Genomic DNA, 22,243 nt, shown 5'->3' on the forward strand with positions numbered 1-22,243 from the left:
CATGCGGGCCAACGTGTTGGGGCCGCTCGTCGTACGCGGCGAGGCCGGGGAGGTACCGACAGGGTCGCCGCAGCAACAGGCACTCCTCGTCGCGCTGGTGCTGCGCCGGGGCGCACCGGCCACCACCGCCGACCTGATCGACGAGCTCTGGGACGGGGATGCGCCGGTCAGCGCCGCCGCGATCATCCGGACCTACGTGCACCGGCTGCGGCGGTCAGGGCTGGCCGTCACCTCGTCGCCGCATGGGTACAGCGCCGGTGCGACGCTCGACCTCGATCGCTTCGAGGCACTGGTGGCCGAGGCGGATCACACCCGGGCGGCCGGTGACCGGTCGACGGCCGCCGCGCTGCTGCGCGAAGGGCTGGACTTGTGGCGTGGTCCGGCGCTCGCCGGCGTCGTCGGTCCCGGCGCCGACCGTCGACGGGTCGCCCTGGAAAAGCAGCACCGGGCCGCGCTCGTCGCCCGGCTCGAGATCGATCTGGAGCTTGGGCTGCTCCGGCCGCTCGAGCCCGAGCTGTACGCGCTGGTCGCCGCCCACCCGCTGGATGAGTATCTGCGCCGGCTGCTGATGACCGTCCTCTACCGGCTCGGGCGCCAGGCCGACGCGATCGCCGCCTACCACGAGTGCCGTCGGCTGCTCGACACCGAGCTGGGCGTCGATCCCGGGCCCGAACTGCAGGACCTCTACACCCGCATGCTGCGGGCCGACCCCGAGCTGATGAGTACGGGCGACCGTCCCCGCCCGGCCCAGCTGCCGGCCGTCCCGGCGGTCTTCGTCGGCCGCGAGCACGAGCTGCGACAGGACCCGGGTCCGGCCCGGATCCTGGTGATCGCGGGGCTGGCCGGAGTCGGCAAGACCACGCTGGCGCTGCGCTGGGCGCACCGGCACGCGGCCCGCTTCGACGATGGCCAGCTCTACGCCGACCTGCGCGGATACGCCCCCGGCCGTGCCCCGGCGGAACCGGCCGACGTGCTGCACGGGTTCCTGCTGACGCTCGGCGTCCCGGCCGCCGACATCCCGGCCGACCCTGCCGCACGGGCGGGCCGGTTCCGGACCGCACTGGCCGGCCGGCGGATGCTGATCGTGCTGGACGACGCCGGAAGCGCCGAACAGGTCCAGGATCTGCTGCCCGGCGACGGTGACTCGGTCGTGCTGGTGACCAGCCGCAGTACGCTGTCCGGCCTGATCGCGCGTACCGGCGCCCGGCTGATCCGGGTGCGGCCGCCGGACGTGGACGAGGCCGTCGCCCTGGTGGCCGGACGTCTCGGGGCCGAACGGGCCGCGGCGGAACCGGCCGCGGTACGTGACATCGTCGAACTCTGCGGCCGCCTGCCGCTGGCCCTGGCGGTGGTGGCCGCGCGGGCGGTCACGCACGAGCACCTGCCGCTGGCCGCGATCGCCGGCGAGTTGCGCGAGTCCCGGAGCGCGCTGGACGCGTTGCGCACGCCGGACGCGACCGTCGACGTCCGAGCGGCCCTGTCCTGGTCCTACGACGCACTCGGCGAGCACGCGGCCGACGTGTTCCGGCTGCTCGCCGCGCATCCCGGCCCCGACCTCACCGGCGGCGCGGCCGCCGCCCTCCTGGGCCGGCCGGTCGGCGGCGCCCTGGCCGAGCTCGCCTCGGTGCACCTGCTCGACGAGCATCGGCCCGGCCGGTACACGATGCACGGCCTGGTCCGCGAGTTCGCCCGGGAGAGGGCCGGATCGGAGCCGGACCGCGCCGCGGTGCACCGCATGCTCGACTATTACCTGCACATGTCGTACGCGGCGGCGATCTCCGCCTTCCCGGCCCGCTACCGCGTGCCGATCGACCCACCGGCGGCCGGCGTCGTATGCCCGGAACCGGACGCGACCTGGTTCGACGCCGAGCACCCGGTGCTGCTGAGCGCGCTCGACCACGCCGCCCGGCTCGGGTTCGACCGGCACGCCTGGCAGCTGGCGTGGGTGCTGCGCGACTACCTGAACCGGCACGGGCTCTGGCATCACCTGCAGTCGGCCCAGGAGATCGGGCTGGCCGCCGCCGAACGTACCGGCGATCCGCTCGCCATCGCGCACAGCCTGCGCGGAATCGCGCACGCCGACACCAACATGGGCCGCTTTCGAGCCGCGACGGACCGGTTGCGGTTCGCGCTCGCCATCTTCACGGCCGACGGCGATCGCGAGGCCATCGCCGACTGCCGGCGCCAGATCGCATACGTGCTGGAGCTAGAGGGCGACTTGGAGGCGTCGCTGGCCGAGGCGCTGCGGGTGCTCGACCTCTATCCGCCCGGCGCCGACCCAGGGCGGCGCGCCGCCGCACTGAACGCGGTGAGCTGGGACAACGCCGTTCTCGGACGGTTCGAGGCGGCGCTCGCGTACGCCCGTGAAGCCATCACCCTCGGCAGCAGCCTCGGACCGTACGCGCTGGCCGACACCTACGACACCCTCGGGTACGTCCAGGCCGGCACGGGCGCCCGGGCCGCGGCCGAGGCGAGCTACCGGCAGGCGGTGAAGATCTACCGCGAGCGGGGAGCGGTGTTCCGGGCGGCGGACTCGTTGCGCTCGCTCGCTGAGACGCTCGACGCCGGGCGTGCCGGGGATACGTACCGGGAGGCCTTGGTCCTGCTCGCGGACGCCGACGATCCGCGTGCCCCCGCGCTCGTCGCTCAGCTGAAAGATCGTCTACGCCGCGTCCACGATTCGTAGACGCGCGCCTTCCGAGAATGGTCTCCGACGCCGAAACTCGGAAGGACCTCGTCTCATGAATGAACAACCACCCCCCAGCGCCGTGATGACCCAGCTGCTGGCCGGCTTTCAGGTCTCCCAGGCCCTGTACGTGGTGGCCAAGCTGGGCATCTGCACCATGCTCGACGACGGGCCGCTCAGCATGGCCGACCTGGCGCAACGCAGTGGCGCGTCGCCTCAGCCGCTCGGCCGGGTGATCCGCACGCTGGGCATGCTCGGGCTGTTCCGCACCACCGAGGACGGCCGCGTGGAGACCACGCCGCTGGGCGCGACGCTGTCCCACAACCACCCGCAGACGCAGGCCAACGTCGCCGAGATGTGGATGGAACAGCAGTACCTGCCGTTCAGCGACCTCCTGCACACCGTACGCACCGGCGAACCGGCCACTGAGCACTACCTCGGCCAGCCGCCCTTCGACTGGATCTCCGCCGACCCGGAACGCGCCGCCCTGTTCGCCCGTGCCATGGCCGACGTCACCGGCACCATGCGCACAGGCCTGTTCGACGGCTACGATCTGCCCCCGGGCAAAGTGGTGGCCGACATCGGCGGCGCCGACGGCAGCCTGCTCGCCGAGCTCTTCACCAGCCACCCGGACCGGCACGGCATCGTCTTCGACAAGCCCGCCGTCGCGCCGATCGCGGCCGAGACGATGATCACACGCGGCCTGGCCGACCGGGTGGAGGCGGTCGCCGGCGACTTCTTCACCGAGGTGCCCGCCGCCGACGTCTACCTGCTCAGCTTCGTCCTGCACGACTGGAACGACGACGACGCGGTCCGCATCCTCCAGACGATCCGCCGGTCCGCCGCGCCCGATTCCCGGCTACTGGTCGTCGAAGGTGTGATGCCGGCCGACGACACGCCGCACCCCATGAAGCTGGTCGACCTGACCATGCTGGGCGGCACGGCCGGCCGGGAACGCACCGCCGACGAGTTCACCGACCTGCTGACCGCCGGCGGCTTCCACCTCGACCGAATCGTCCCCCGGCCGTCCCCGTTCTCGATCATCGAGGCCACCCCGCTCTGAGCACCGGAGATAGAGCCTCTGGAGGTGGAGTACAGCGGCGAGATCGCCCCCGACACCGTCTATCGCGTGGCGGAAATCTCCCCGCGCGGCCGCGCGTACCTGGTCGCGGCCTACGACGACCGCGAGCCTGTCGAGATCAGCACCGGGACCGAGATGTTCTTGGAGCCGATCAGCGGAGACGCTCGCGAGACGCTCGACCGGCTCGTGCGCAAGTTCCGTGCCGCCACAGAAGTGCCGGCCGGTGATGAGGCGCATGACGCCGCCGTCGAGCTGGCCGACTTCGTGGAGGAACTGAGCCGCAAGGCCTGACCGGCGCCTTGCCCCTCTCCGTGGCCCCGCTCGCCGCGCCGGCCCTGCTCATGATCCCTGGCGCCTGCTGCTCCCTATGCGCACGTCGCCTCCGGGGTCGGCTATGAGTCGATCGCCTCTTACCGAGACCGCGACACCCGGATCAATCGCGCACTCGCGAAAGCATTGCGCTGAACCGCGACGTCACTGAGAAGCAGCCGTCGGGGCGGTTCGCCGGGCCGGGGTACCGTGATCAGCGGCGCTTCCGCCCGCGGTGGTCATCGGAGGGTGAGCGGGGTCTCGGAATCGACGTGGGTCAGTTTCTCCGGGTTGCGGACGTAGTACAGGCCGGTGATGCGGGCGTTCTCGACGCGGATCGCCATGGCGCCGTCGATCTCGCCGTCCACCCGGATGAGGAGCGCCGGGCCGCCGTTGACCACGGTGGGTTCGGCGGTGATCGCGGCCTTGGTCTTGCCGATGCCGCCGAGCATGTAGCGGACGATCTTCTCGGCACCGGTGATCGGCCGCAGCGCGGCCTGCTTGACGCCGCCGCCGTCGCTCACCAGGACGACGTCGGGGGCGAGCACGTCGAGGAGGGCCTGCGGGTTCCCGGTCTCGAGCGCGCGCCGGAACGACTCCAGGGCCGCCCGGGCCTGGCTCGGCGGAACCGCCTCGCGGGGACGCCGGGCATCGACGTGCTTGCGGGCGCGGTGGGCGATCTGGCGGACGGCCGCGGGGCTCTTGCCGACGGCGGCCGCGATCTCGTCGTAGCCGACGTCGAAGGCCTCGCGCAGCACGAAGACGGCGCGCTCGGTCGGGCCCAGCGTCTCGAGGACGAGCATGAGCGCCATCGACATGCTCTCGGCGAGTTCGACGTCCTCGGCGACGTCCGGCGCGGTGAGGAGGGGCTCGGGCAGCCAGGGGCCGACGTACGCCTCCTTGCGGCGCTTCATCGTGCGCAGCCGGTTGAGCGACTGCCGCGTCGTGATCCGGACCAGGTAGGCGCGTTCGTCGCGCACCTGGTCGAGGTCGGTCCTGACCCAGCGCAGCCAGGTCTCCTGAAGGACGTCCTCGGCGTCGGCCGCCGATCCGAGCATCTCGTACGCGACGGTGAAGAGCAGGTTGCGGTGGGCGACGAAGGCCTCGGTCGCGGGGTCGGTGGTGTGGTCGCTCATGCCTGGGCCGCCCGTTCGGTGGTGATCGGCGCCTCGCCGCCCCGTGCCTCCAGCAGCCGCCGGCGCTCGGCGTCCTTGGCCCACCAGGTTCGCACGCCGGGCCTGCGCGCCTCGTACCCCAGCTGCCAGACGGTGCTCCGGCACACGAACTCCTTGGCCTTCGCGCCCACGCGGCCGCCGAGGTGGAACCTCGTCGCGGTGTCGTTCCGGTGGGAGAATTGGAAGACGCCGAAGCGGCGCCCCAGGCTGATGCACTGCCCGGCGAACCCGACGCTGACGGGCGTCGGCCGCTCACCCGCGATCCGGCTGAGCACCGTCTCGGCGGCCTGCGGGCCCAGCTGGACCGCGGACTGGCAGCCCATCCGGAACGGCAGGCCCGACGGCGCCGCCGAGTCCCCGGCCGCGATGATCCGCACGTCGTCCACGCTCGTCAGCGTCTCGTCGGTGAGCAGGCGGCCCAACGCGTCGGTGCGCAGCCCGCTGCGCGCGGCCAGGTCCGGCACGCCGAACCCGGCGGTCCAGATGGTCGGACCGCTCGGCAGTTCGCGACCGTCGCCGAGCCGCACCCCATCGTGGGTCACGGCGGTCACGTTCGTGCCGGGGCCGTCGAGCACGGTCACGCCGAGCCGGGCCAGCCGCCGGGCGACCGAGCGCCGGCCCCGGGGATGCAGGTACGGGCCGAGCTCCCCGCCGCAGACCAGGGTCACCGTGCGGCCCTCCTCCGCCAGTTCCGCCGCGGTCTCGATGCCCGCCGGACCGGCTCCGACGACCGTCACCGCGGTCGACGCGGGCGCGGCGTCGAGGACCGGCCGCAGCCGCTGCGCCTCCTCCAGGGTGGCGATCGGATGGGCGAACTCCGCGACTCCGGGCACTTCCGCGTCGGTGCTGTCGCTGCCCACCGCGTAGACCAGATAGTCGTAGCCGACCGTGCCGCCGGCCGCCAGGGTCACGCAGAGCCCGGCCGCGTCGATCCGGGTCACGGTGTCGACCACCAGCCGCACGCCGTCGGCCAGGACCTTCCGGTAGTCGACGACCGCGTCGTCGGATCCGCCCACCAGTTGGTGCAGGCGGATCCGCTCCACGAACGCCGGGCGCGGGTTGACGAGCGTCACGGTCACGTCGTCGCGCTGCGTCAGGCGATTCGCGGCCATGACGCCCGCGTACCCGCCGCCGACCACGAGGACCTCGGTGTTCTCGGCCATGGTGTCTCCTCCGTCTCAGGGATTCGGCCTCAAGACACCGCGTGATCCACGGTTGTGACATGCGTTTTGACCCAAGCCTCAGAACAGCAGCGGCCGGCTGCCTCAGGGCTGCGTGAGGGGGCGCGTCAACGATGAAGATCGAGTGGCCGGATGCATGGAAGATGTTCGGCTGGGCACAACAGTAGTTGTACTGTACGCAACATGCCCGCCAAGGAGATCCTCGCAGCGATCCGCGACTTAGAGGCCGCTGGATGGCGCGTTGTCATCGCTTCTGGCCACGCACACGCGTATGCCAAGGCGTACTGCCCGGGCGGCCAGGATGGATGTGCGCCGCTCATTATCTACGGTACGCCCAGAGTCCCGGAGCATGAAGCCACGAAGATCAAGCGGACGTTGACACGGTGCCCGCACACCTGCTCCGGCGAGGAGGTCTAGTGAACGTGTACTGGTTCGACGTGAACGTGGCCGGACCTGTCACCGACAGGCACGCCGAGGCGCTAGGAGATGTACTGACAGCCGCCGATGGCATCGACGCGACCGTTCAGGCCGGGGAGGACGGAGGCGTGATCATGTTCTCCCGAGAGGCCGATGACGCGATTCAGGCCATCATCTCTGCTGTCAAGGACGTCGAGGAAGCCGGGATGACCGCCACCGGTGTCACCGAAGATCTTGTGACTGCGGAGGACATCGCTGAGCGAGCGAAGGTCACCGCCGCCTCGGCACGCTACTGGGTCACAGGCGAACGAGGACCGGGGGGATTCCCTTCCCCCCGGGTCGCCCGGCCGAAGGCGAGCCTCTACTCATGGGCGGAGGTGTCCACTTGGCTATACGAGGCCAGACTTGGTGCAGTCGACCACGTCGCCGTTGAGACGGCACAGGCCTGCGCCCTGATCACCGCTGCTCTTACCGTCCGTCGAGGTGTGGCCAACCTGCCGAAGCACGAACGCCATTTGGTGGCACGACTCGTAGCCTGACCAGGGGCCGTTGGCGGCGGCGGAAGAATCGCGGTGCGGACGCCGCTCTATCGCTCGTAGCGCTGGAGGGCCTCCGGGGTGACGGGGGCGAAGAAGTTGACCAGGTTGCCGTCGGGGTCGCGGAACAGCAGCGACCGGTTGCCCCAGGGCTGCGTGGTCGGCTCGTTCACGAAGTCGACGTCGAAGCGCTTGAGGTTCTCGTACTCCGCGTCGACGTCCTCGACGCGGAACTCGACGAGCACGCTCTGGTTGGCGGCCGGCCGCGGCGCGTTCGCGCCGAGCGCCTGAACGGTGCGGGTGCTCGCGATGGCGAGCGTCCCGGCCGGGGTGATGATCTCGGCAAAGTCGTCCGTGGACCACTTCGCCGCCTGGCCGGTGGCCTTCTCGTAGAAGCCGGCGAGGCGGGCGACGTCCTCGGTGATGACGCGGATCGAGGCGAACTGCATGGTGTACTCCCGTGTGCTCTGAACTGCGATAAGACGACCGTAGAGCGAATACCGGACAGGATCCGCCCGGTATCCGATGCGACGTTTGGGGATTCATGTCCGGGTAGGCGACGGAGAGACACGTGTGAGCGGTACGGATGGAGGGAGCGTCCACGTGAAGGCAGTGGTCTACCGCGGTTCCAAGGACGTACGGGTCGAGGACGTCCCCGACGCGCGGATCGAACGGCCGACCGACGTCCTGGTCCGGGTCACCACGACGAACATCTGCGGCTCCGACCTGCACATGTACGAAGGGCGGACGGACGTCGAAGAGGGCAAGGTGCTCGGCCACGAGAACCTCGGCGAGGTGATCGAGGTCGGCCCGGCCGTGGATCGGGTGAAGGTCGGCGACCGGGTCTGCCTGCCGTTCAACATCGCCTGCGGGTTCTGCAAGAACTGCGAGCGCGGGTTCACCGCGTTCTGCCTGTCCGTCAACCCCGGCTTCGCCGGCGGCGCGTACGGCTACGCGGACATGGGCCCGTACTCCGGCGGCCAGGCCGAGCTGCTGCGGGTGCCGTACGGCGACTTCAACTGCCTGCGGCTGCCGCCGGACGCCGAGGAGAAGGAGAACGACTACGTGATGCTGGCCGACATCTGGCCGACCGGGCATCACGCGACACAGCTCGCCGGCGTCGCGCCCGGGGACTCCGTGGTCGTGTACGGCGCCGGGCCGGTCGGCCTGATGGCGGCCTACTCCGCGCAGCTCATCGGCGCGAGCAAGGTGATGGTCGTCGACCACCAGAGCGACCGGCTCGCGCTGGCCGAGAAGATCGGCGCCATCCCGGTCGACCCTCGCAAGGGCTCGCCCGTCGAGCAGGTCATGGAGCTGACCGGCGGGGAGGGCGCCGACAAGGGCTGTGAGTGCGTCGGCTGGCAGGGCGCACGACCCGCAGGGCGACGAGCACCCCGAGCTGACCATGAACGACCTCGTCGCCTCCGTCCGTGCCACCGGCGCGATCGGCGTCGTCGGGGTCTTCGTCCCGGAGGACCCGAAGGCCCCAGGTGAGCTGGCCAAGCAGGGGAAGCTCCCGTTCGACATGGGGCTGTTCTTCCAGAAGGGCCTGCGCATGGGCACCGGCCAGGCCAACGTCAAGGCCTACAACCGGCAGCTGCGCGACCTGATCGCCGCCGGTAAGGCGCAGCCGTCCTTCGTCGTCAGCCACGAGCTGCCGCTGGAGCGGGCGCCGGAGGCGTACGAGCGGTTCGACCGCCGCGAGGACGGCTGGACGAAGGTCGTCCTCAAGCCCGCGGCATGACCGGCGCGGGGCCCGGCCCGTCGATGTGATGATGGGGCGCGTGCGTTCCCCCATCAGGGTCGTCCTGGCCGACGACCAGACGCTCGTACGGGCCGGGTTCCGGTCCATCCTCGACAACGAGGACGACATCAGCGTGATCGCCGAGGCCGGCGACGGAGCCGAGGCGGTGCGCCTCGCGGCGGCCGAACGCCCCGACGTCGTCCTGATGGACATCCGGATGCCCGTCCTCGACGGGCTGGAGGCCACCCGGCGGATCGTCGCCGACGAACGCCTCCGTGACGTCAAAGTCGTGATCCTCACGACGTTCGACCTGGACGACTACGTCTACAGCGCGCTGAAGGCCGGGGCCAGCGGCTTCATGGTCAAGGACACCGAGCCGATCGAGCTCATCCACGCCGTACGGGTCGCGGCGCGCGGCGACGCCCTCCTCGCGCCGTCGGTGACCCGCCGCCTGATCGGGGAGTTCGCCGCTCGCATCAAGGAACCGCCGCCGTCCGTCGAGCTGAACGCCCTGACCGACCGCGAGCGCGAGGTCCTCGAACTCGTCGCGGCGGGGCTGTCCAACGACGAGATCGCCGAGCGGCTCGTCGTCAGCCCGGCGACGGCGAAGACGCACGTGAGCCGGGTCCTCACCAAGCTGCGCGCCCGCGACCGGGCGCAGCTCGTCGTCCTGGCGTACGAGTCGGGGCTGGTCCGCCCCGGCTGGCTCGGCTGAGCCCCGGGCCGGGTCTCCTCCTTCCGGAGGATCCCCTACCGCCCCTGCGGTAGGGCCGAAGGGGACGCTGCACCAGCGGATGTACGGCAGATGTCACACGTAGCCGGACGCCGTACCACCGCCTGATCCGCTTCGCTACCAGGGTGCCCGGCCCGAGGGACTCCCACGGGCCCCGTCGCACGAAGACCGCGACCGGACCTGGAGGACCGTTGAGCACCCTGGCGCTCGCCCGATCGTTGTTCGCCCTCACCGCGGGGACGCATTTCCTGTTCGTCGCGCTGACACTCGGCCTCGCGACGCTCGTCGCGATCATCCAGACCAGGGCGGTGTTCGGGGGCGGCGCCGTGCACGTGCGGATGGTGCGGTTCTGGGGGCAGTTGTACGTCATCAACTACGCGGTGGGGATCGTCACCGGGCTGCTGATGGAGTTCCAGTTCGGCCTGGCGTGGCCGGGTCTGGCGGATCAGGCCCCCGGTGTCTTCGGGACGCCGCTCGCCCTGGAGACCCTGGTCGCCTTCTTCGTCGAGGCGACGTTCCTCGGGCTGTGGATCTTCGGGTGGGACCGGATCAACCGCCACGCCCACCTGGCCCTGATCTGGATCGTCACGCTGACCGCGTACGCCTCGGCGTACTTCATCCTCGTCGCGAACGGCTTCCTCAACCATCCCGTCGGATACGTACGGACCGGCGGCGGGCTGCGCGTCGACTCCGCCGGCGCGCTGTTCACGAACCCGGCGGCGCTGCTGCCGCTCGCGCACGTCGTCTCCGGAGCGTTCCTGACCGCCGGGTTCTTCATGGCCGGGATGAGCGCCTGGCACCTGTTGCGCTCGCACGAGCCGGAGCTCTACCGCCGGTCGCTGCGGATCGGCCTGATCGCCGTCCTCCTCGGCATCCTGCCGTCGGCGGCGTCCGGCGGCCTGCAGTTCCCCTACGCGCCCCACGCCACCGGCGTCCATCCCCTCAGCGGGCTCGCCGCGGAGACGATGATGGCGGCCTGGGCGTGGATGTTCGCCGTCGCCCTCATCGCGCTGGTGAAGCTGCCGTTCACCGGCTGGCTCCTGCGCGGGCGGATCTTCCTGCGCGTCGTGACGGCGACGCTGCCGCTGCCGTACGTGGCCATGCTCGCCGGGTGGTTCTACCGCGAGACCGGGCGCCAGCCCTGGCTGATCTACGGCGTGCTGCGCACCGAGGACGCCGTACGCCCGATCGGCCACGGGGCGATGCTCGCGGCGTTCACCGGCGTGGCGGTCCTGTTCGCGGCCCTCGTCGTCGTGAACATCGCGCTGCTCCGGCGGTACGCGCGGCTCGGCCCGGATGGCGCAGCGCTCGGCCGGTCCGAGCTCCCTGCCCGGCCCGAGCCCGTCCCCTCCTTCTGACCCGGAGCGCACTCGTGGACACTTTCGCGTTCTCCCTGCTCGGCTTCTTCGTCGTCGGGTATTTCCTGTTGGCCGGCGCCGACATCGGCGTGGGCATGCTGCTGCCGTTCCTCGGCCACGACCGCCGGCTGACCCTCGCGGCGATCGCCCCCTTCTTCCTCGGCAACGAGGTGTGGCTGGTCGCCTCCGCCGGCCTGCTGACCGCCCTGTTCCCCGCTCTGGAGGCCGACCTGTTCGGCCGGGCCTGGGGCGCGCTGATCGTCCTCGTCGCCGCGTGGATCCTGCGCGACACCGGGCTGTGGTTGCGCGGCCGTCAGGAGGGGCGGACCTGGCGGCGCGTCTGGGACGGGGCGATCGTCGCGGGCAGTTGGGGCGTCGCCGCGTCCTGGGGCGTGACGATCGGCGTGCTGATGGGCGGCGGCGGGCTCCTGTTCGCCGGAACGACGTGCGGCCTGTTCGCGCTGCACGGCGCGGTCTTCGCCGTCGTACGGCTCGGCACCGACGCCGCGCGCGCGGTGGCGCGGTGGGTGGTCCGGGCCGCCCTCCTCGCCGGCGTTCCCTGCGCCGTCGGCGCGGGGACGGACGATCTCGGCAGGACGGCGCCCATCGCGGCCGCGCTGGCAGCGGTGCTGGTCGGCGCGTGGATCGCACTCGCGCGGCCCGGCGGCGCCGAAGGCCGGGCACGGGACGGGTCGGCCGGGGACGGCTGGGAGCGGACCGGATCGGCGCGGGACGGATCGGCGCGGGACCGATCGGCGCGGGACCGATCGGCGCGGGACGGATCGGCGCGGGACCGATCGGCGCGGGACGGCCGGGAGCGCAACGGGTGGGCGCGGAACGGGTGGGCGCTGGCGGCGTCCACGCTCGCCATCACCGTCGTGCCGCTCCTCGGCGGGCTGAATCTGCCGCACGTCTCCCCGGCGGACGACGCCACCCTGACGCTCACGGTCATCGGCCCGCTGGTCCCGGTCCTGCTCGCGGCGCAGGCGTGGGTGTGGTGGCTCTTCCGCGACCGGGTCGAACGGCCGTCGTACCTGTGATGGCGTACCTGCTGTTCGCGCTCGCGCAGAGCCTGCTCGTGGTGGCCCAGGCCGACCTGCTGTCCCGCGTGCTGGCCGGAGGCGCGCCGCTGCTGCCGCTGGCGGCGGTCCTGGCCGGCCGCGCCGTCCTCCTCGCGGGACAGGGCGGCGTGTTCCGGTGGACGGCGGCCCGGCGCAAGGAGGAGCTGCGCCACCGGCTCCTCCGGGCCGGCGGCCCGGCCGCGGACGTCACGCTGCTCGGCCGGGGGCTCGACGCCCTCGACCCGTTCTACGCCGGATACCTCCCGCAGCGGTACGCCGCCGCGGTGATCCCTCTCGCGGTCCTCATCCGGCTGGTGGCGGCGGACTGGCCGTCGGCGCTCGTCATCGCCGTGACGCTGCCGCTCATCCCGGTGTTCGGGGCGCTCGTGGGGTGGCGGACCAGGGAGGCGACCCGGCGGCAGTGGGGGCTGCTGCACCGGCTGGGCGGTCACTTCCTCGACGTGGTCACCGGGCTGCCGACGCTCCGCGCCTACGGCCGGGACGAGGCGCAGACGGAGGTGGTCCGTGCCATGGCCGACGGCCACCGGCGGGCGACCGTGCGCACGCTCCGCATCGCCTTCCTGTCGTCGTTCGTGCTGGAAGTCATCGGCACGCTGTCGGTCGCGCTGGTGGCGGTGCCCGCCGGGCTCCGCCTGCTGGACGGCTCGATCGGCCTGCGGACGGCCCTGCTGGTGCTCCTCCTGGCGCCGGAGGCGTACCTGCCGCTGCGGCTCCTGGGGACCCGGTTCCACGCCGCCGCCGAAGGGCGCGCCGTCCTCGACCAGGTGGCGGAGGTCCTCGCCGAGCCCGACGCTCCGCGTGAACTCGTCGGGGCGGAGGAGCGGGCCGGGCTCGCGGCGGAGCGGCGGGAGCCGGGGGATCCGCGCCCGCCCGCCGTGAGCGAGCGGGCTTCGGCGGCGAAGGAGCGGGCTCCGGCGGCGAGCAAGCGGCGCGTGGCGAGGGAGCGGCGCGTGGCGAGGGAGCGGACTCCGGCGGCTGGGGAGCGGGCCCTGGCGGCGGCCGAGCGGACCTCGAAGGCGGTCGAGCCGGCTCCGGCGGTGAGCGAGCGGCGGGCGGCGCGGATCGAGGTCACGGACCTGGTCGTCCGCTACCCCGGCGCCGGCGCGCCGGCCCTCGACGACCTGTCGCTGACCGTCGAGCCGGGCGAACGGATCGCGCTGTCCGGCCCGAGCGGTGCCGGCAAGACGACCCTGCTTCGGGCGGTGCTCGGCTTCGTCGTCCCCGAGAGCGGCCGGATCCTCGTCGACGGCCACGACCTCGCCGAACTGGATCTGACCGCGTGGCGCCGCCGCGTCGCGTACGTGCCGCAGCGGCCGCACCTGTTCGCGGGCACGGTGGCGGACAACATCCGCCTCGGCCGCCCCGACGCGGAGGACGACGCCGTACGCGCCGCCGCGGAGGCCGCCGCCGCCCACGCGTTCATCACCGCACTGCCGGGCGGATACGACGCGCCGATCGGCGAGCGCGGGCTCGGCCTGTCCACCGGGCAGCGGCAGCGCATCGCGATCGCCCGCGCCTACCTGATGGACGCGCCGATCGTGGTGCTGGACGAGCCGACGGCGCGGCTCGACCTGGCCGCCGAGGCGGCGGTCGCGGACGCCGCCGCCCGGCTGCTCGACGGGCGTACCGGGCTGCTCGTCGCGCACCGCCCGGCGCTGCTGTCGATCGCCGACCGCGTCGTCCACCTGAGCGGGCGGGAGGTGTGCGTGTGATGAGACGGCGGGTCGAGGGGTGGGAAGGGCTCCGCCTGGCCGGGGCGGTGGCCGCCGGTACGAGCGCCGAGTTCTGCGCGGTCGCGCTGACCGCGACGGCCGCCTGGCTCATCGCGCGGGCGGGACAGCATCCGCCGTTGTCCGCACTGGCCCTGGCGATCGTGGGCGTACGCGCGTTCGCATTGTTCCGGGGCGTCCTGCGCTATGGGGAACGGCTCGTCGGGCACGACGCCGCCCTCCGCGTCCTCGCCGGCCTGCGCGTCCGCGTCTACGAGGCGCTGCGTCGTGCCGCCGATCCGGCCGAGGAGACGTCGCCGCGAACACCACGGGACGCGGACGCGGTGCAGCGGATGGTCGCCGACGTCGAGTCCGTTCAGGACCTCCTGCTGCGCTGCCTGCTGCCCGCCTCGGTCGCGTGGCTCACGGGCCTGGCCGCGATCGCGGTGACGGCCGTCCTGCTGCCTGCGGCCGGCGCGGTCCTGGCCGTGGGTGTCGTGCTCGCCGGGGGCGGTCTGCCGGCCCTCGCCGCCCTCGCCGCGCGGGCGGACGCCCGCCGCGCCGCCGACGCCCGCGCCGACCTCGCGGTCCATGCCCTCGACCTGGAACGCGGCGCGGCGGACCTCGCGGCGTTCGGCGCGACCAGGCGCTTCACAGCCCGCGCCGAGGCCGCCGCGGGCCGGCTCGCACGCCTGGAGCGGCGGGCCGGGGTGATCGAGGCGGCGGTCGCGGCCCTCGGCACGGCCGTCCAGGGCGCCACCGTGCTCGCCGTGCTCTGGACGGCCCGCCGGAGCGGCGCGGACGGCGTCCTGGTCACCGTGCTCACGCTGACCGCTCTGGCCTCGGTGGACGCGGTACTGCCCGTCGCCGAGGCCGCCCGGCGGCTCTCCGAGATCCGGCCCGCCGCCCTCCGGGTCCTCGACCTGCTACGGGCCGGCGGGCGGCCACGCCCTCGCCGGGTGTTCGTCCCGGCTCCGGTGCTGCGCCCGGCGCTCGACCTTCGCGGCGTCCGCGTGTCGTACGTGCGCGACGGAGGCGGCTCCGTCCCGGCGCTGGACGGCGTCGACCTGTGTGTCCCCGCCGGACGCAAACTCGCCGTGGTCGGTGCCAGCGGTGCGGGCAAGAGCACCCTGCTCGGCGTCCTGACCGGCGAGGTCAGGCCCGCCGAGGGGGTGGTCCTGCTGGGCGACGCACCGCTGGGCGCGTACGAGCCGCGTGACGTACGGGCGACCGTGCGCGGACTCGCCCAGGACGCGCACGTCTTCAACGCCTCGATCCGGGCCAACGTGACGCTGGCCCGGCCCGACGCCACCGACGTCGAGGCGGCCGACGCCGCCCGGCGGGCCGGCCTGCTCGGCTGGATCGAGACGCTGCCCGAGGGCTGGGACACTTTGGCCGGCGACGCCCGATCGTCCGGCGGGCAGCGGCAGCGGCTGCTGTTCGCCCGCGCGCTGCTGGCCGATCCGCCGGTCCTGGTCCTGGACGAGCCCACCGAGGGCCTCGACCTCGCGACCGCGGACCGGCTGATCACGGACCTGCTCACCGACCGGCGCACGGTCGTGCTCGTCACCCACCGGCTCGCGCCCCTCGCGGCGGCCGACGAGATCGTCGTACTCGACCGTGGCCGGATCGTCCAGCGCGGCACCCACCGCGCCCTCACGGAAGTGCCCGGCCCTTATCAAGATCTCTGGGCGGCGGAAAGCCGCCCGGGCACCGTCCCTGCTATTCCGCGGGAGTGAAGATCTGGTGCATGATCCCCCGCCGGTGGCGGCCGTGGTAGGACCCGGCTCCGTCGGGGTCCGCGTCGAGATTGGCCAGGTAGTCGCTCTCGGCGTCGATCAGGCGTTCCAGCTCCCCACGGTCGAGGAAGACGCCGTGGCAGCCGACGCATTCCTCGATCATTACCCCATTACGTTCCCGAACGTCCCATTCGCCGGAACACTTCGGACACGTCATCCCCGTCGCAGCCATTGCGGCTCCCCTGTGAACGAATTCGGCGATCAGTAAGACTAATAACGATCGCCGTAAGAGGGAACGTTTTTGGCTCGCCGCTTATTTGATCATGATGGCTCCGGAAGATCTCAGCGGGTGGGGCCCAGCACTTTGGGCCTGATCGACCGCATCCGCCGCCGAAACGGCGCCGCGACCCGGTTCCGTCTCAGGATCACCAGACTGGCCAGCCACAGCAGAAGCGTCTCGGCGGCCACGGCGACTCCGAGGGCGGCCGTCCAGGATCTCCTCCCCTCCCGGGCACCGGTCGGTGTGACGGTGGTCAACTCGGACGTGCCGTCGGGGCGGGGCGGCATGGCCGCCGGCCCGAGTTCGACGCTGGGCAGCACCGGCGTGGTCGGACCCGCCGACGGCCGCCCGGAGGCGCCCGTCCCCGGAATGACGGGAGCGGCGGCAACGGCCGGACCGGGCTGGGGCACGGCTCCGGCGCCCGCATCCGCACCCGCCCCACCGACCGGTCCGACGAGGTCGGCCGGTGGAACCAGCGGTGCGGGTGGAGCCGTCGCCCCGGCCGGCGCCGGCGTTCGCGCGTGCGCGGGCTTGAGGGACTTGGCGGCCGGACCGCCCTTCGGAGACGGCCGCGCCGCCCCGGTCGCGGCCGGCCCACCCTGAGGCCGGCCCGGAACCCGAGGCCGGGCGGGAACGGAGGCGGGCGCCTGAGGGTGAGCGGCACCCGGCGCCGACGTCTGAGGCCGGGCGGACACCGAGGCGGGCGCCTGAGGCCGGGCAGGAGCCGGGACCGCAGCCTGAGGCCGGGCAGCACCCGGCGCCGGAGCCTGCGTGCGGCGGGTACCCGGGGCCGGGGGTCGGGCTCGGAGGCTCGCGGCCGGCGGGCGTGGCGTCCGCCGTGGCGCCGTCGCCGGAGCGGCGCTCCGGGTTCCCGGGCCACCGGCCGGACCGGCGCTCCCCGGCACGTTCGACGGCCTGCTGCTCACCGCACCGCTCGACGGCCCGATGCTCCCCGGCCTGCCGCCCGCCGCACCGCTCAGCGTTCCGGCGCCTCCCGGTCCCGTCGGCGACCCGATGACCGCTGGAGCCGCGGAGCCGGACGCCGAGCCGGGAGAGGGGGAACCGGACGACACGGCCTGTGGTGACGTGGACGGCGATGCCGTGGCCGGCGCCCGTACGGACCGGGTGTCGCCCGCCTTGAGCTGCGACGACGGGAGCTGCGACGACGGGAGCTGCGAGGACGGGACTCGCGAGGACGGGGCCGGGGGCGACGGCTCCGATGACGCGGGTGACCTCGGATTCACCGTGGCGGCGGAGGCGCCTCCTGCCGGTGAGGCGGCGGCGTGCAGGCTCGGATCCGGCGCGGCACCGGCCGGGACCGCCGGTGCGGAAGTCGCCGGTGCGGGGGCCGGCCGGGTGAGGCCGGCCGAAGGCCGGACGGTCCGCAGCAGGGCCACCGACCGATGCGAGGTGTTGGTCGCGCTCGCCTCCACGGTGACGGGCGGCTCGCCGCGGACGAATCCGTTCGTCCGTATCCGCACGCGGAGGGTCCGCTCCGCGGCCAGGTCGCCGAGGTCGCAGTGGAGAACGGTCGTCGACCCGCTCGTCACGCAGGGCGTCGCGGGCGGCTCCCAGGCCGCCGGCCCCTCGGTCGTCAGCACCAGCCGTACGCCGGTCGCCGTGCCGCCGACCGGCCGTACCCGGACCGCGTACTCCACCACTCCCGGCGTCACCGCGGCGACCTCGACCGAGGCGTCGACGCCGACGTCCCGTACCGGTGCCGCCGACCTGATGACCGCCGCACCGGTCGGCGCGGGCGCGACCAGCGCGGACGCGGGCAGCGCGGACGCGGGCAGCGCGGACGCGGGCAGCGCCGGCTCCGGAAGCGGGATCCGCCATGCGATCGCCGGAACGGTCACCGCGGCCGTACCGACGGCGGCCAGCATCGTCCTGGACACCGGCTTCACAGCTGTACCCCCACGAATGCTGTCGGCCTCCGGGGGGACGGGCCGGGAGCCCGTGAGGCGATCGTTCCCACTACTACCGCACGATCGCGGAGCGTAACCACGGCCGGTGAGCGTTTCAGCGAAGCCGAACGTTGTTTCTACACTTTCCGTCAGGTGTCGAGAGGAGTCCGCGTGGCGACCGAGGATCCGGGGATGCCGTCCGCGCACCCGCCGACCGCACTCCCCGCCGGCGAGCCGCCTGCCGGGGAACGGCCCGCCGAGGCGCCGGTGGAGCGATCCGCGTCCGGCGTGCGCTCACTGGAGCGCGCCTTCGAGCTGCTCGAGCATCTGGCGGACGCGGGGGGCCAACTGGCCCTGACCGAGCTCGCCGAGGTGTCCGGACTGCCGATGCCGACCATCTACCGGCTGATGCGGACGCTGGTGAACCGCGGGTACGTCCGGCAGGGGCCGTCCAAGCGGTACGCCCTCGGTCCGCGGCTGATCCGGCTCGGGGAGACCTCGGAGCGCCTGCTCGGCTCGTGGGCACGCCCGGCGCTCGCCCAGCTGGTCGACGAGGTCGGTGAGACGGCGAACATGGCGCTGCTGGAGGGCGACGAGGCGGTCTACGTCGCGCAGGTCCCGTCACGGCACTCGATGCGGATGTTCACCGAGGTGGGACGGCGGGTCCTGCCGCACTGCACCGGGGTGGGCAAGGCCCTGCTGGCGCAGCTGCCCGAGCCGGTGGTCCGGGAGATCATCGCCCGTACCGGCATGCCCGCCTACACGCCGCACACGATCACCGATCCGGCGGCGCTGGTGGAGGAGCTGGCGCGCATCCGGCAGCGCGGTTACGCCCTTGACGAGCAGGAGCAGGAGATCGGGGTGCGGTGCGTCGCCGTCCCGATCACGGACACGCCGACTCTGGCCGCCATCTCGGTCTCCGGGCCGCACGGCCGGCTGACCAACGAGGTGATCGAGGACGTCGTGCCCATCATGCGCCGCGCCGCCGGGCAACTCGCCCGGCGCCTCTCCGCCTGAGCCCCCGTCCTTCAGCCTGAGCACCCGTCCTTCCGCCTGAGCCCCCGTCCGTACCCCGTCCGGGCGCTGGCCGCGGCCCGGGTGAAAGGCTGTAATCGGAAACGCCGGTCGATATCGGATCATGTGTCCCGGCCTGGGTAGAGGAGTCGCCATGGATGAGCTCACCGTCGCCGTACTCGGAACCGGGATCATGGGCGAGCCGATCGCCCGCAACCTGCTGCGCGCCGGATTCGCCGTGCGCGTGTGGAACCGTACTCGCGCGAAGGCGGAGCCGCTCGCGGCCGACGGCGCACGGGTGTGCGACGAGCCCGCCGAGGCCGCCGACGGCGCCGAGGTCGTCATCACCATGCTGCACGACGGCGAGGCCGTCGAGAACGTCATGGCCGGCGTGCTCCCGGCGATGGAGGAGGACGCGGTCTGGGCGCAGATGAGCACGGTCGGGGCGGAGGCCGCCGACCGTCTCGCGGACCTGGCCCGCAAGCGCGACGTCCGCTTCATCGACTGTCCGGTGCTCGGCACCCGCAAGCCCGCCGAGGACGCGGCGCTCGTCGTCCTGGCCGCCGGCGCACGGGACGAGCGCGCGGATCGGGTCTTCGACGCGATCGGCTCCCGTACGGTCCGGGTGGGCGAGGGCACCGAGGCGTCCCGGCTGAAGCTCGTCCTGAACAGCTGGGTGCTCGCGCTGACCACGGCCACCGGCGAGGCGATCGCCCTGGCGGAGGCGTTCGGGCTGGATCCGCGGCTGTTCCTCGAGACGATCGCGGGCGGGTCGCTCGACTCGCAGTACGCCCAGATGAAGGGCAAGGCGATCCTGTCCGGGGAGTTGCCGGCGAGCTTCAAGACGGTCGGCGCCGCCAAGGACGCCGGTCTGGTCGCGTCCGCCGGCCGGGCGGCGGGTGCGCGGCCCCGGGTCGCCGAGGCCGTGCGCGACCAGTTGCGACGGGCCGTCGAGCTCGGCCACGGCGACGAGGACATGGCCGCCGTCTATTACGCCGCCCGCGCGTCCGATTCGGAGTGAATATCGGGTACGACCTTCACGGGGCGTGCTTTACGTGCTACCAACAAATGTAAAGCCGATCCCTCGGGTCCCTCCGGAGGTTCCCCCGATGACGATGCGCGACCGCTACACGAGCCCCGTTCCCGACGGCACCTGGGACGTGCCCGCCGCCGGTGCGGCACGGTTCACCTGGGAGTACGAGGACGGCCGGGACCGCCTCCTGGCCCTCTACCAGAAGGGCAAGGACAAGCAGTGGGACGCCCAGAAGCGCATTGACTGGGACCTGCCCGTGGACGTCAACAACGTCGCCGGGTTCCCGGAGGAGTTCAACCCGCTGGTCGGGTCGGACGTCTGGGACCGCATGCCCCAGGAGGCGCGCGACGAGTTCGGCCGGCACCAGGGCGCGTGGCTGTTCAGCCAGTTCCTGCACGGTGAACAGGGCGCGCTCACCGTGTCGGCGCGGATCGTCGAGTCCGTGCCCGACCTGGACTCGAAGTTCTACGCCGCGACCCAGGTCATGGACGAGGCCCGCCACGTCGAGCTGTACAAGAAGTTCCTCGACGAGAAGCTCGGCATGTACTACCCGATCAACCAGGACCTGGCCAAGCTGCTGGAGGAGTCGCTCACCGACGGCCGCTGGGACCTGCCCTATCTCGGCATGCAGGTGCTGATCGAGGGCCTGGCCCTGGCATCCTTCGGCCTCTACCGCGACATGTCGACCAACCCGCTGGTCAAGCAGCTCCTCGCGTACGTCATGCAGGACGAGGCGCGGCATGTCGCGTTCGGCCGGCTCGCGCTGAAGGACTACTACGCCGAGCTCACCGAGAAGGAGCGCGCCGAGCGCGAGGAGTTCGTCGTCGAGGGCTGCTACCTGATGCGCGACCGCTTCAAGGGCAAGGAGATCTTCGAGACGCTCGGCATGCCGGTCAAGGAGTGCATGGCCTACGTCGACAACGGCCCCGTCTACCAGCTCTACCAGTCGCTGCTGTTCAGCCGGATCGTCCCGTGCGTCCGCGACATCGGCCTGTGGGGCGACAAGGTGCAGAAGGCGTACGCGGACATGGGCGTGCTGGACGCCGCCAAGGGCGACCTCGTCCAGCTCATGAAGCAGGACGAGCAGATCGCCGAGGACATCGACCGGGCCAAGCACGAACAGGAGCTGGCCGAACGCCGCGCGGAGGTGCACGCGGCGATCGCCGAGGGCGCCGCCGAGGACGAGGGTGCCGTCGCTCTCGAGGGCGCGGCCGAGTAGCTCCGGGGTAACCCCGACCGAAAACGGCGAGTCAGCCACGATCACGGTCGGTAGCCGCCTATCGTCGGGAACTCGCGCGCGGAGCCTCGGTGTTCCGCGCCCGATCGGGCCGTCGGCCGGGTTGTTCCGGCCGGGGGCCCGATGTCCTGTTCCCTACCGAAGGACGCTTCGTGGGTGGTTCCGGCCGGCATCGCCAGGTTCACCGATCCGCACGTCTCCGTACCGGTCTGCTGACCGCCGCCGGGCTCGCCGCCGCGACGCTCGCCGCGACGGTCGCGACCCTGATCGGGTCCGGGCGGTCCGCGCCACGGGCGGACGTCGGGGCGGCGGTCGTCCCCGCGGTCCCGCCGCACCTTCCCGGACGGGCGGCTCGTGCGCTCCGCCGCGTCCCGCTCCGCACCCGGCCCGTGCGGCGGCGGGAGGCCCGGAGGCCGGCCCGCCGGTCACCGAAGACGAGGATCCTGGGCGGCGGCAGCTGCGAGGCGTCGTTCTACGCGGCCGGCCCGGCGACCGCGAGCGGCGCGCCGTACGACCCGGAGGCGCTCACGGCGGCGCACCGCACGCTGCCGATGGGGTCGCGGGTCCGGGTGATCAACCTGAGCAACGCCCGCTCCGTCGTCGTCCGGATCAACGACCGCGGCCCGTTCGTCCCGGGCCGGTGCCTGGACCTGTCCGCGGCGGCGATGCGGGCGATCGGCGGGGTCCTCTCCGGGGTGATCCCGGTGCGGTACGAGGTGCTGGCGGCCGTCTGACGGGTCCGCCGGGGAGTGTGCCCGACCCCGGACATGTGAACGCCCGCGACCGGCCCCTTCCCCCAAAGAAGCACAGCTCGCGGGCGTTCACCTTCGCAGCCTGGACGGGTACAGATCCAAGGCCTGCGGATCCGGCCGTTTCGTCGTGTCCCCCGTTGAATCCCCCAATTCATCACGACGGTCCGGCCGTACAAGGTGGTCCGTGGTCTTGCATTAGCTACGCTATGTGAGACGCACAGGGCATTCCGTCCACCCCTGGTTGACACTTCTCCGTACACCCCCGGTTGA

21 protein-coding genes are annotated in these 22,243 nt (G+C 72.8%); 16 read left to right on the forward strand and 5 right to left on the reverse strand.

The window, feature by feature from the left end:
* Position 1 precedes the first annotated feature (1 nt).
* Genes NDW01_RS33955 through NDW01_RS33965 form a run of 3 tightly spaced genes read left to right on the forward strand, consistent with a single transcriptional unit; the run spans position 2 to position 4,058 of the window.
* Entirely contained in the window at positions 2 to 2,686 is a 2,685-nt protein-coding gene (locus NDW01_RS33955) for an AfsR/SARP family transcriptional regulator (RefSeq protein WP_252828437.1), read from the forward strand.
* Positions 2,687 to 2,741: 55 nt separating this feature from the next.
* Positions 2,742 to 3,749, forward strand: coding sequence for an acetylserotonin O-methyltransferase (locus tag NDW01_RS33960; RefSeq protein WP_252828438.1), 1,008 nt, complete (start codon positions 2,742 to 2,744; stop codon positions 3,747 to 3,749).
* A 24-nt stretch (positions 3,750 to 3,773) separates the two neighbouring features.
* Positions 3,774 to 4,058 carry a hypothetical protein gene (locus NDW01_RS33965; protein ID WP_252828439.1) on the forward strand — a complete coding sequence of 95 codons (285 nt, stop codon included), beginning with the start codon at positions 3,774 to 3,776 and terminating at the stop codon, positions 4,056 to 4,058.
* A gap of 257 nt (positions 4,059 to 4,315) precedes the next feature.
* Here the strand turns inward: NDW01_RS33965 and NDW01_RS33970 are convergent, their stop codons facing one another.
* Positions 4,316 to 5,212: an RNA polymerase sigma-70 factor gene (locus NDW01_RS33970; RefSeq protein ID WP_252828440.1), complete on the reverse strand. Its 897-nt coding sequence runs from the start codon at positions 5,210 to 5,212 to the stop codon at positions 4,316 to 4,318.
* Positions 5,209 to 6,414 carry an NAD(P)/FAD-dependent oxidoreductase gene (locus tag NDW01_RS33975; RefSeq protein WP_252828441.1) on the reverse strand — a complete coding sequence of 402 codons (1,206 nt, stop codon included), beginning with the start codon at positions 6,412 to 6,414 and terminating at the stop codon, positions 5,209 to 5,211. Before NDW01_RS33975 ends, NDW01_RS33970 begins: the two co-directional genes overlap by 4 nt.
* 434 nt (positions 6,415 to 6,848) lie before the next feature.
* Here NDW01_RS33975 and NDW01_RS33980 point away from each other — a divergent pair, with 434 nt between their 5' ends.
* The gene (locus tag NDW01_RS33980) at positions 6,849 to 7,388 is read left to right on the forward strand and encodes a hypothetical protein (protein WP_252828442.1); all 540 of its coding nucleotides are present in this window, start codon (positions 6,849 to 6,851) and stop codon (positions 7,386 to 7,388) included.
* Positions 7,389 to 7,435: 47 nt separating this feature from the next.
* Here NDW01_RS33980 and NDW01_RS33985 read toward each other — a convergent pair whose 3' ends face one another.
* Complete coding sequence (locus NDW01_RS33985) at positions 7,436 to 7,834, reverse strand: VOC family protein (protein WP_252828443.1); 399 nt, start codon at positions 7,832 to 7,834, stop codon at positions 7,436 to 7,438.
* 154 nt (positions 7,835 to 7,988) lie between these two features.
* On the opposite strand from NDW01_RS33985, the gene NDW01_RS33990 reads away from it, so the two are divergent.
* From NDW01_RS33990 to cydC, 7 genes are all read left to right on the forward strand, one after another.
* Complete coding sequence (locus NDW01_RS33990) at positions 7,989 to 8,879, forward strand: alcohol dehydrogenase catalytic domain-containing protein (protein WP_252828444.1); 891 nt, start codon at positions 7,989 to 7,991, stop codon at positions 8,877 to 8,879.
* On the forward strand, positions 8,791 to 9,129 hold the full coding sequence (locus tag NDW01_RS33995) for an MDR/zinc-dependent alcohol dehydrogenase-like family protein (protein WP_252828445.1): 339 nt from the start codon (positions 8,791 to 8,793) through the stop codon (positions 9,127 to 9,129). Before NDW01_RS33990 ends, NDW01_RS33995 begins: the two co-directional genes overlap by 89 nt.
* A gap of 40 nt (positions 9,130 to 9,169) precedes the next feature.
* Positions 9,170 to 9,844, forward strand: coding sequence for a response regulator (locus NDW01_RS34000; protein WP_252828446.1), 675 nt, complete (start codon positions 9,170 to 9,172; stop codon positions 9,842 to 9,844).
* A 209-nt stretch (positions 9,845 to 10,053) separates the two neighbouring features.
* Complete coding sequence (locus NDW01_RS34005; RefSeq protein ID WP_252828447.1) at positions 10,054 to 11,220, forward strand: cytochrome ubiquinol oxidase subunit I; 1,167 nt, start codon at positions 10,054 to 10,056, stop codon at positions 11,218 to 11,220.
* A gap of 14 nt (positions 11,221 to 11,234) precedes the next feature.
* Complete coding sequence (locus NDW01_RS34010) at positions 11,235 to 12,260, forward strand: cytochrome d ubiquinol oxidase subunit II (protein ID WP_252828448.1); 1,026 nt, start codon at positions 11,235 to 11,237, stop codon at positions 12,258 to 12,260.
* On the forward strand, positions 12,260 to 14,014 hold the full coding sequence (locus NDW01_RS34015; protein ID WP_252828449.1) for an ABC transporter ATP-binding protein/permease: 1,755 nt from the start codon (positions 12,260 to 12,262) through the stop codon (positions 14,012 to 14,014). The genes NDW01_RS34010 and NDW01_RS34015 overlap by 1 nt, the downstream gene beginning before the upstream one ends.
* The gene (cydC, locus tag NDW01_RS34020) at positions 14,014 to 15,750 is read left to right on the forward strand and encodes a thiol reductant ABC exporter subunit CydC (protein WP_252828450.1); all 1,737 of its coding nucleotides are present in this window, start codon (positions 14,014 to 14,016) and stop codon (positions 15,748 to 15,750) included. Before NDW01_RS34015 ends, cydC begins: the two co-directional genes overlap by 1 nt.
* Here the strand turns inward: cydC and NDW01_RS34025 are convergent.
* Positions 15,734 to 15,982, reverse strand: coding sequence for a TFIIB-type zinc ribbon-containing protein (locus NDW01_RS34025; protein ID WP_308211838.1), 249 nt, complete (start codon positions 15,980 to 15,982; stop codon positions 15,734 to 15,736). The genes cydC and NDW01_RS34025 overlap by 17 nt on opposite strands.
* A gap of 110 nt (positions 15,983 to 16,092) precedes the next feature.
* The gene (locus NDW01_RS34030) at positions 16,093 to 16,350 is read right to left on the reverse strand and encodes a hypothetical protein (protein WP_252828452.1); all 258 of its coding nucleotides are present in this window, start codon (positions 16,348 to 16,350) and stop codon (positions 16,093 to 16,095) included.
* 451 nt (positions 16,351 to 16,801) lie between these two features.
* On the opposite strand from NDW01_RS34030, the gene NDW01_RS34035 reads away from it, so the two are divergent.
* The 5 genes from NDW01_RS34035 to NDW01_RS34055 all read left to right on the forward strand — a co-directional run bounded on the left by NDW01_RS34035 (position 16,802) and on the right by NDW01_RS34055 (position 21,955).
* Positions 16,802 to 18,034, forward strand: coding sequence for a hypothetical protein (locus NDW01_RS34035; RefSeq protein ID WP_252828453.1), 1,233 nt, complete (start codon positions 16,802 to 16,804; stop codon positions 18,032 to 18,034).
* A 191-nt stretch (positions 18,035 to 18,225) separates the two neighbouring features.
* The gene (locus tag NDW01_RS34040; RefSeq protein ID WP_252828472.1) at positions 18,226 to 18,954 is read left to right on the forward strand and encodes an IclR family transcriptional regulator; all 729 of its coding nucleotides are present in this window, start codon (positions 18,226 to 18,228) and stop codon (positions 18,952 to 18,954) included.
* 151 nt (positions 18,955 to 19,105) lie between these two features.
* Positions 19,106 to 19,972 (forward strand): NAD(P)-dependent oxidoreductase, encoded by an 867-nt coding sequence (locus NDW01_RS34045; protein ID WP_252828454.1) that lies wholly within the window; start codon positions 19,106 to 19,108, stop codon positions 19,970 to 19,972.
* Between the two features lie 88 nt (positions 19,973 to 20,060).
* Positions 20,061 to 21,203: a ferritin-like domain-containing protein gene (locus tag NDW01_RS34050; RefSeq protein ID WP_252828455.1), complete on the forward strand. Its 1,143-nt coding sequence runs from the start codon at positions 20,061 to 20,063 to the stop codon at positions 21,201 to 21,203.
* A gap of 170 nt (positions 21,204 to 21,373) precedes the next feature.
* A complete protein-coding gene (locus NDW01_RS34055; protein WP_252828456.1) occupies positions 21,374 to 21,955 on the forward strand; it encodes a septal ring lytic transglycosylase RlpA family protein in 582 nt (193 codons plus the stop codon).
* The last annotated feature ends 288 nt before the right edge of the window (positions 21,956 to 22,243 follow it).

The organism is Actinoallomurus soli (assembly GCF_024055715.1).
Lineage (GTDB): Bacteria > Actinomycetota > Actinomycetes > Streptosporangiales > Streptosporangiaceae > Actinoallomurus > Actinoallomurus soli.

What these genes read in the sequence shown, in the direction of transcription:
- NDW01_RS33955 (WP_252828437.1), top strand. Translation starts at nt 2, where the DNA reads ATGCGGGCCAACGTGTTGGGGCCGCTCGTCGTACGCGGCGAGGCCGGG.
- NDW01_RS33960 (WP_252828438.1), top strand. Translation starts at nt 2,742, where the DNA reads ATGAATGAACAACCACCCCCCAGCGCCGTGATGACCCAGCTGCTGGCC.
- NDW01_RS33970 (WP_252828440.1), bottom strand. Translation starts at nt 5,212, where the DNA reads ATGAGCGACCACACCACCGACCCCGCGACCGAGGCCTTCGTCGCCCAC.
- NDW01_RS33975 (WP_252828441.1), bottom strand. Translation starts at nt 6,414, where the DNA reads ATGGCCGAGAACACCGAGGTCCTCGTGGTCGGCGGCGGGTACGCGGGC.
- NDW01_RS33985 (WP_252828443.1), bottom strand. Translation starts at nt 7,834, where the DNA reads ATGCAGTTCGCCTCGATCCGCGTCATCACCGAGGACGTCGCCCGCCTC.
- NDW01_RS33995 (WP_252828445.1), top strand. Translation starts at nt 8,791, where the DNA reads ATGAACGACCTCGTCGCCTCCGTCCGTGCCACCGGCGCGATCGGCGTC.
- NDW01_RS34015 (WP_252828449.1), top strand. Translation starts at nt 12,260, where the DNA reads ATGGCGTACCTGCTGTTCGCGCTCGCGCAGAGCCTGCTCGTGGTGGCC.
- cydC (WP_252828450.1), top strand. Translation starts at nt 14,014, where the DNA reads ATGAGACGGCGGGTCGAGGGGTGGGAAGGGCTCCGCCTGGCCGGGGCG.
- NDW01_RS34025 (WP_308211838.1), bottom strand. Translation starts at nt 15,982, where the DNA reads ATGGCTGCGACGGGGATGACGTGTCCGAAGTGTTCCGGCGAATGGGAC.
- NDW01_RS34045 (WP_252828454.1), top strand. Translation starts at nt 19,106, where the DNA reads ATGGATGAGCTCACCGTCGCCGTACTCGGAACCGGGATCATGGGCGAG.
- NDW01_RS34050 (WP_252828455.1), top strand. Translation starts at nt 20,061, where the DNA reads ATGACGATGCGCGACCGCTACACGAGCCCCGTTCCCGACGGCACCTGG.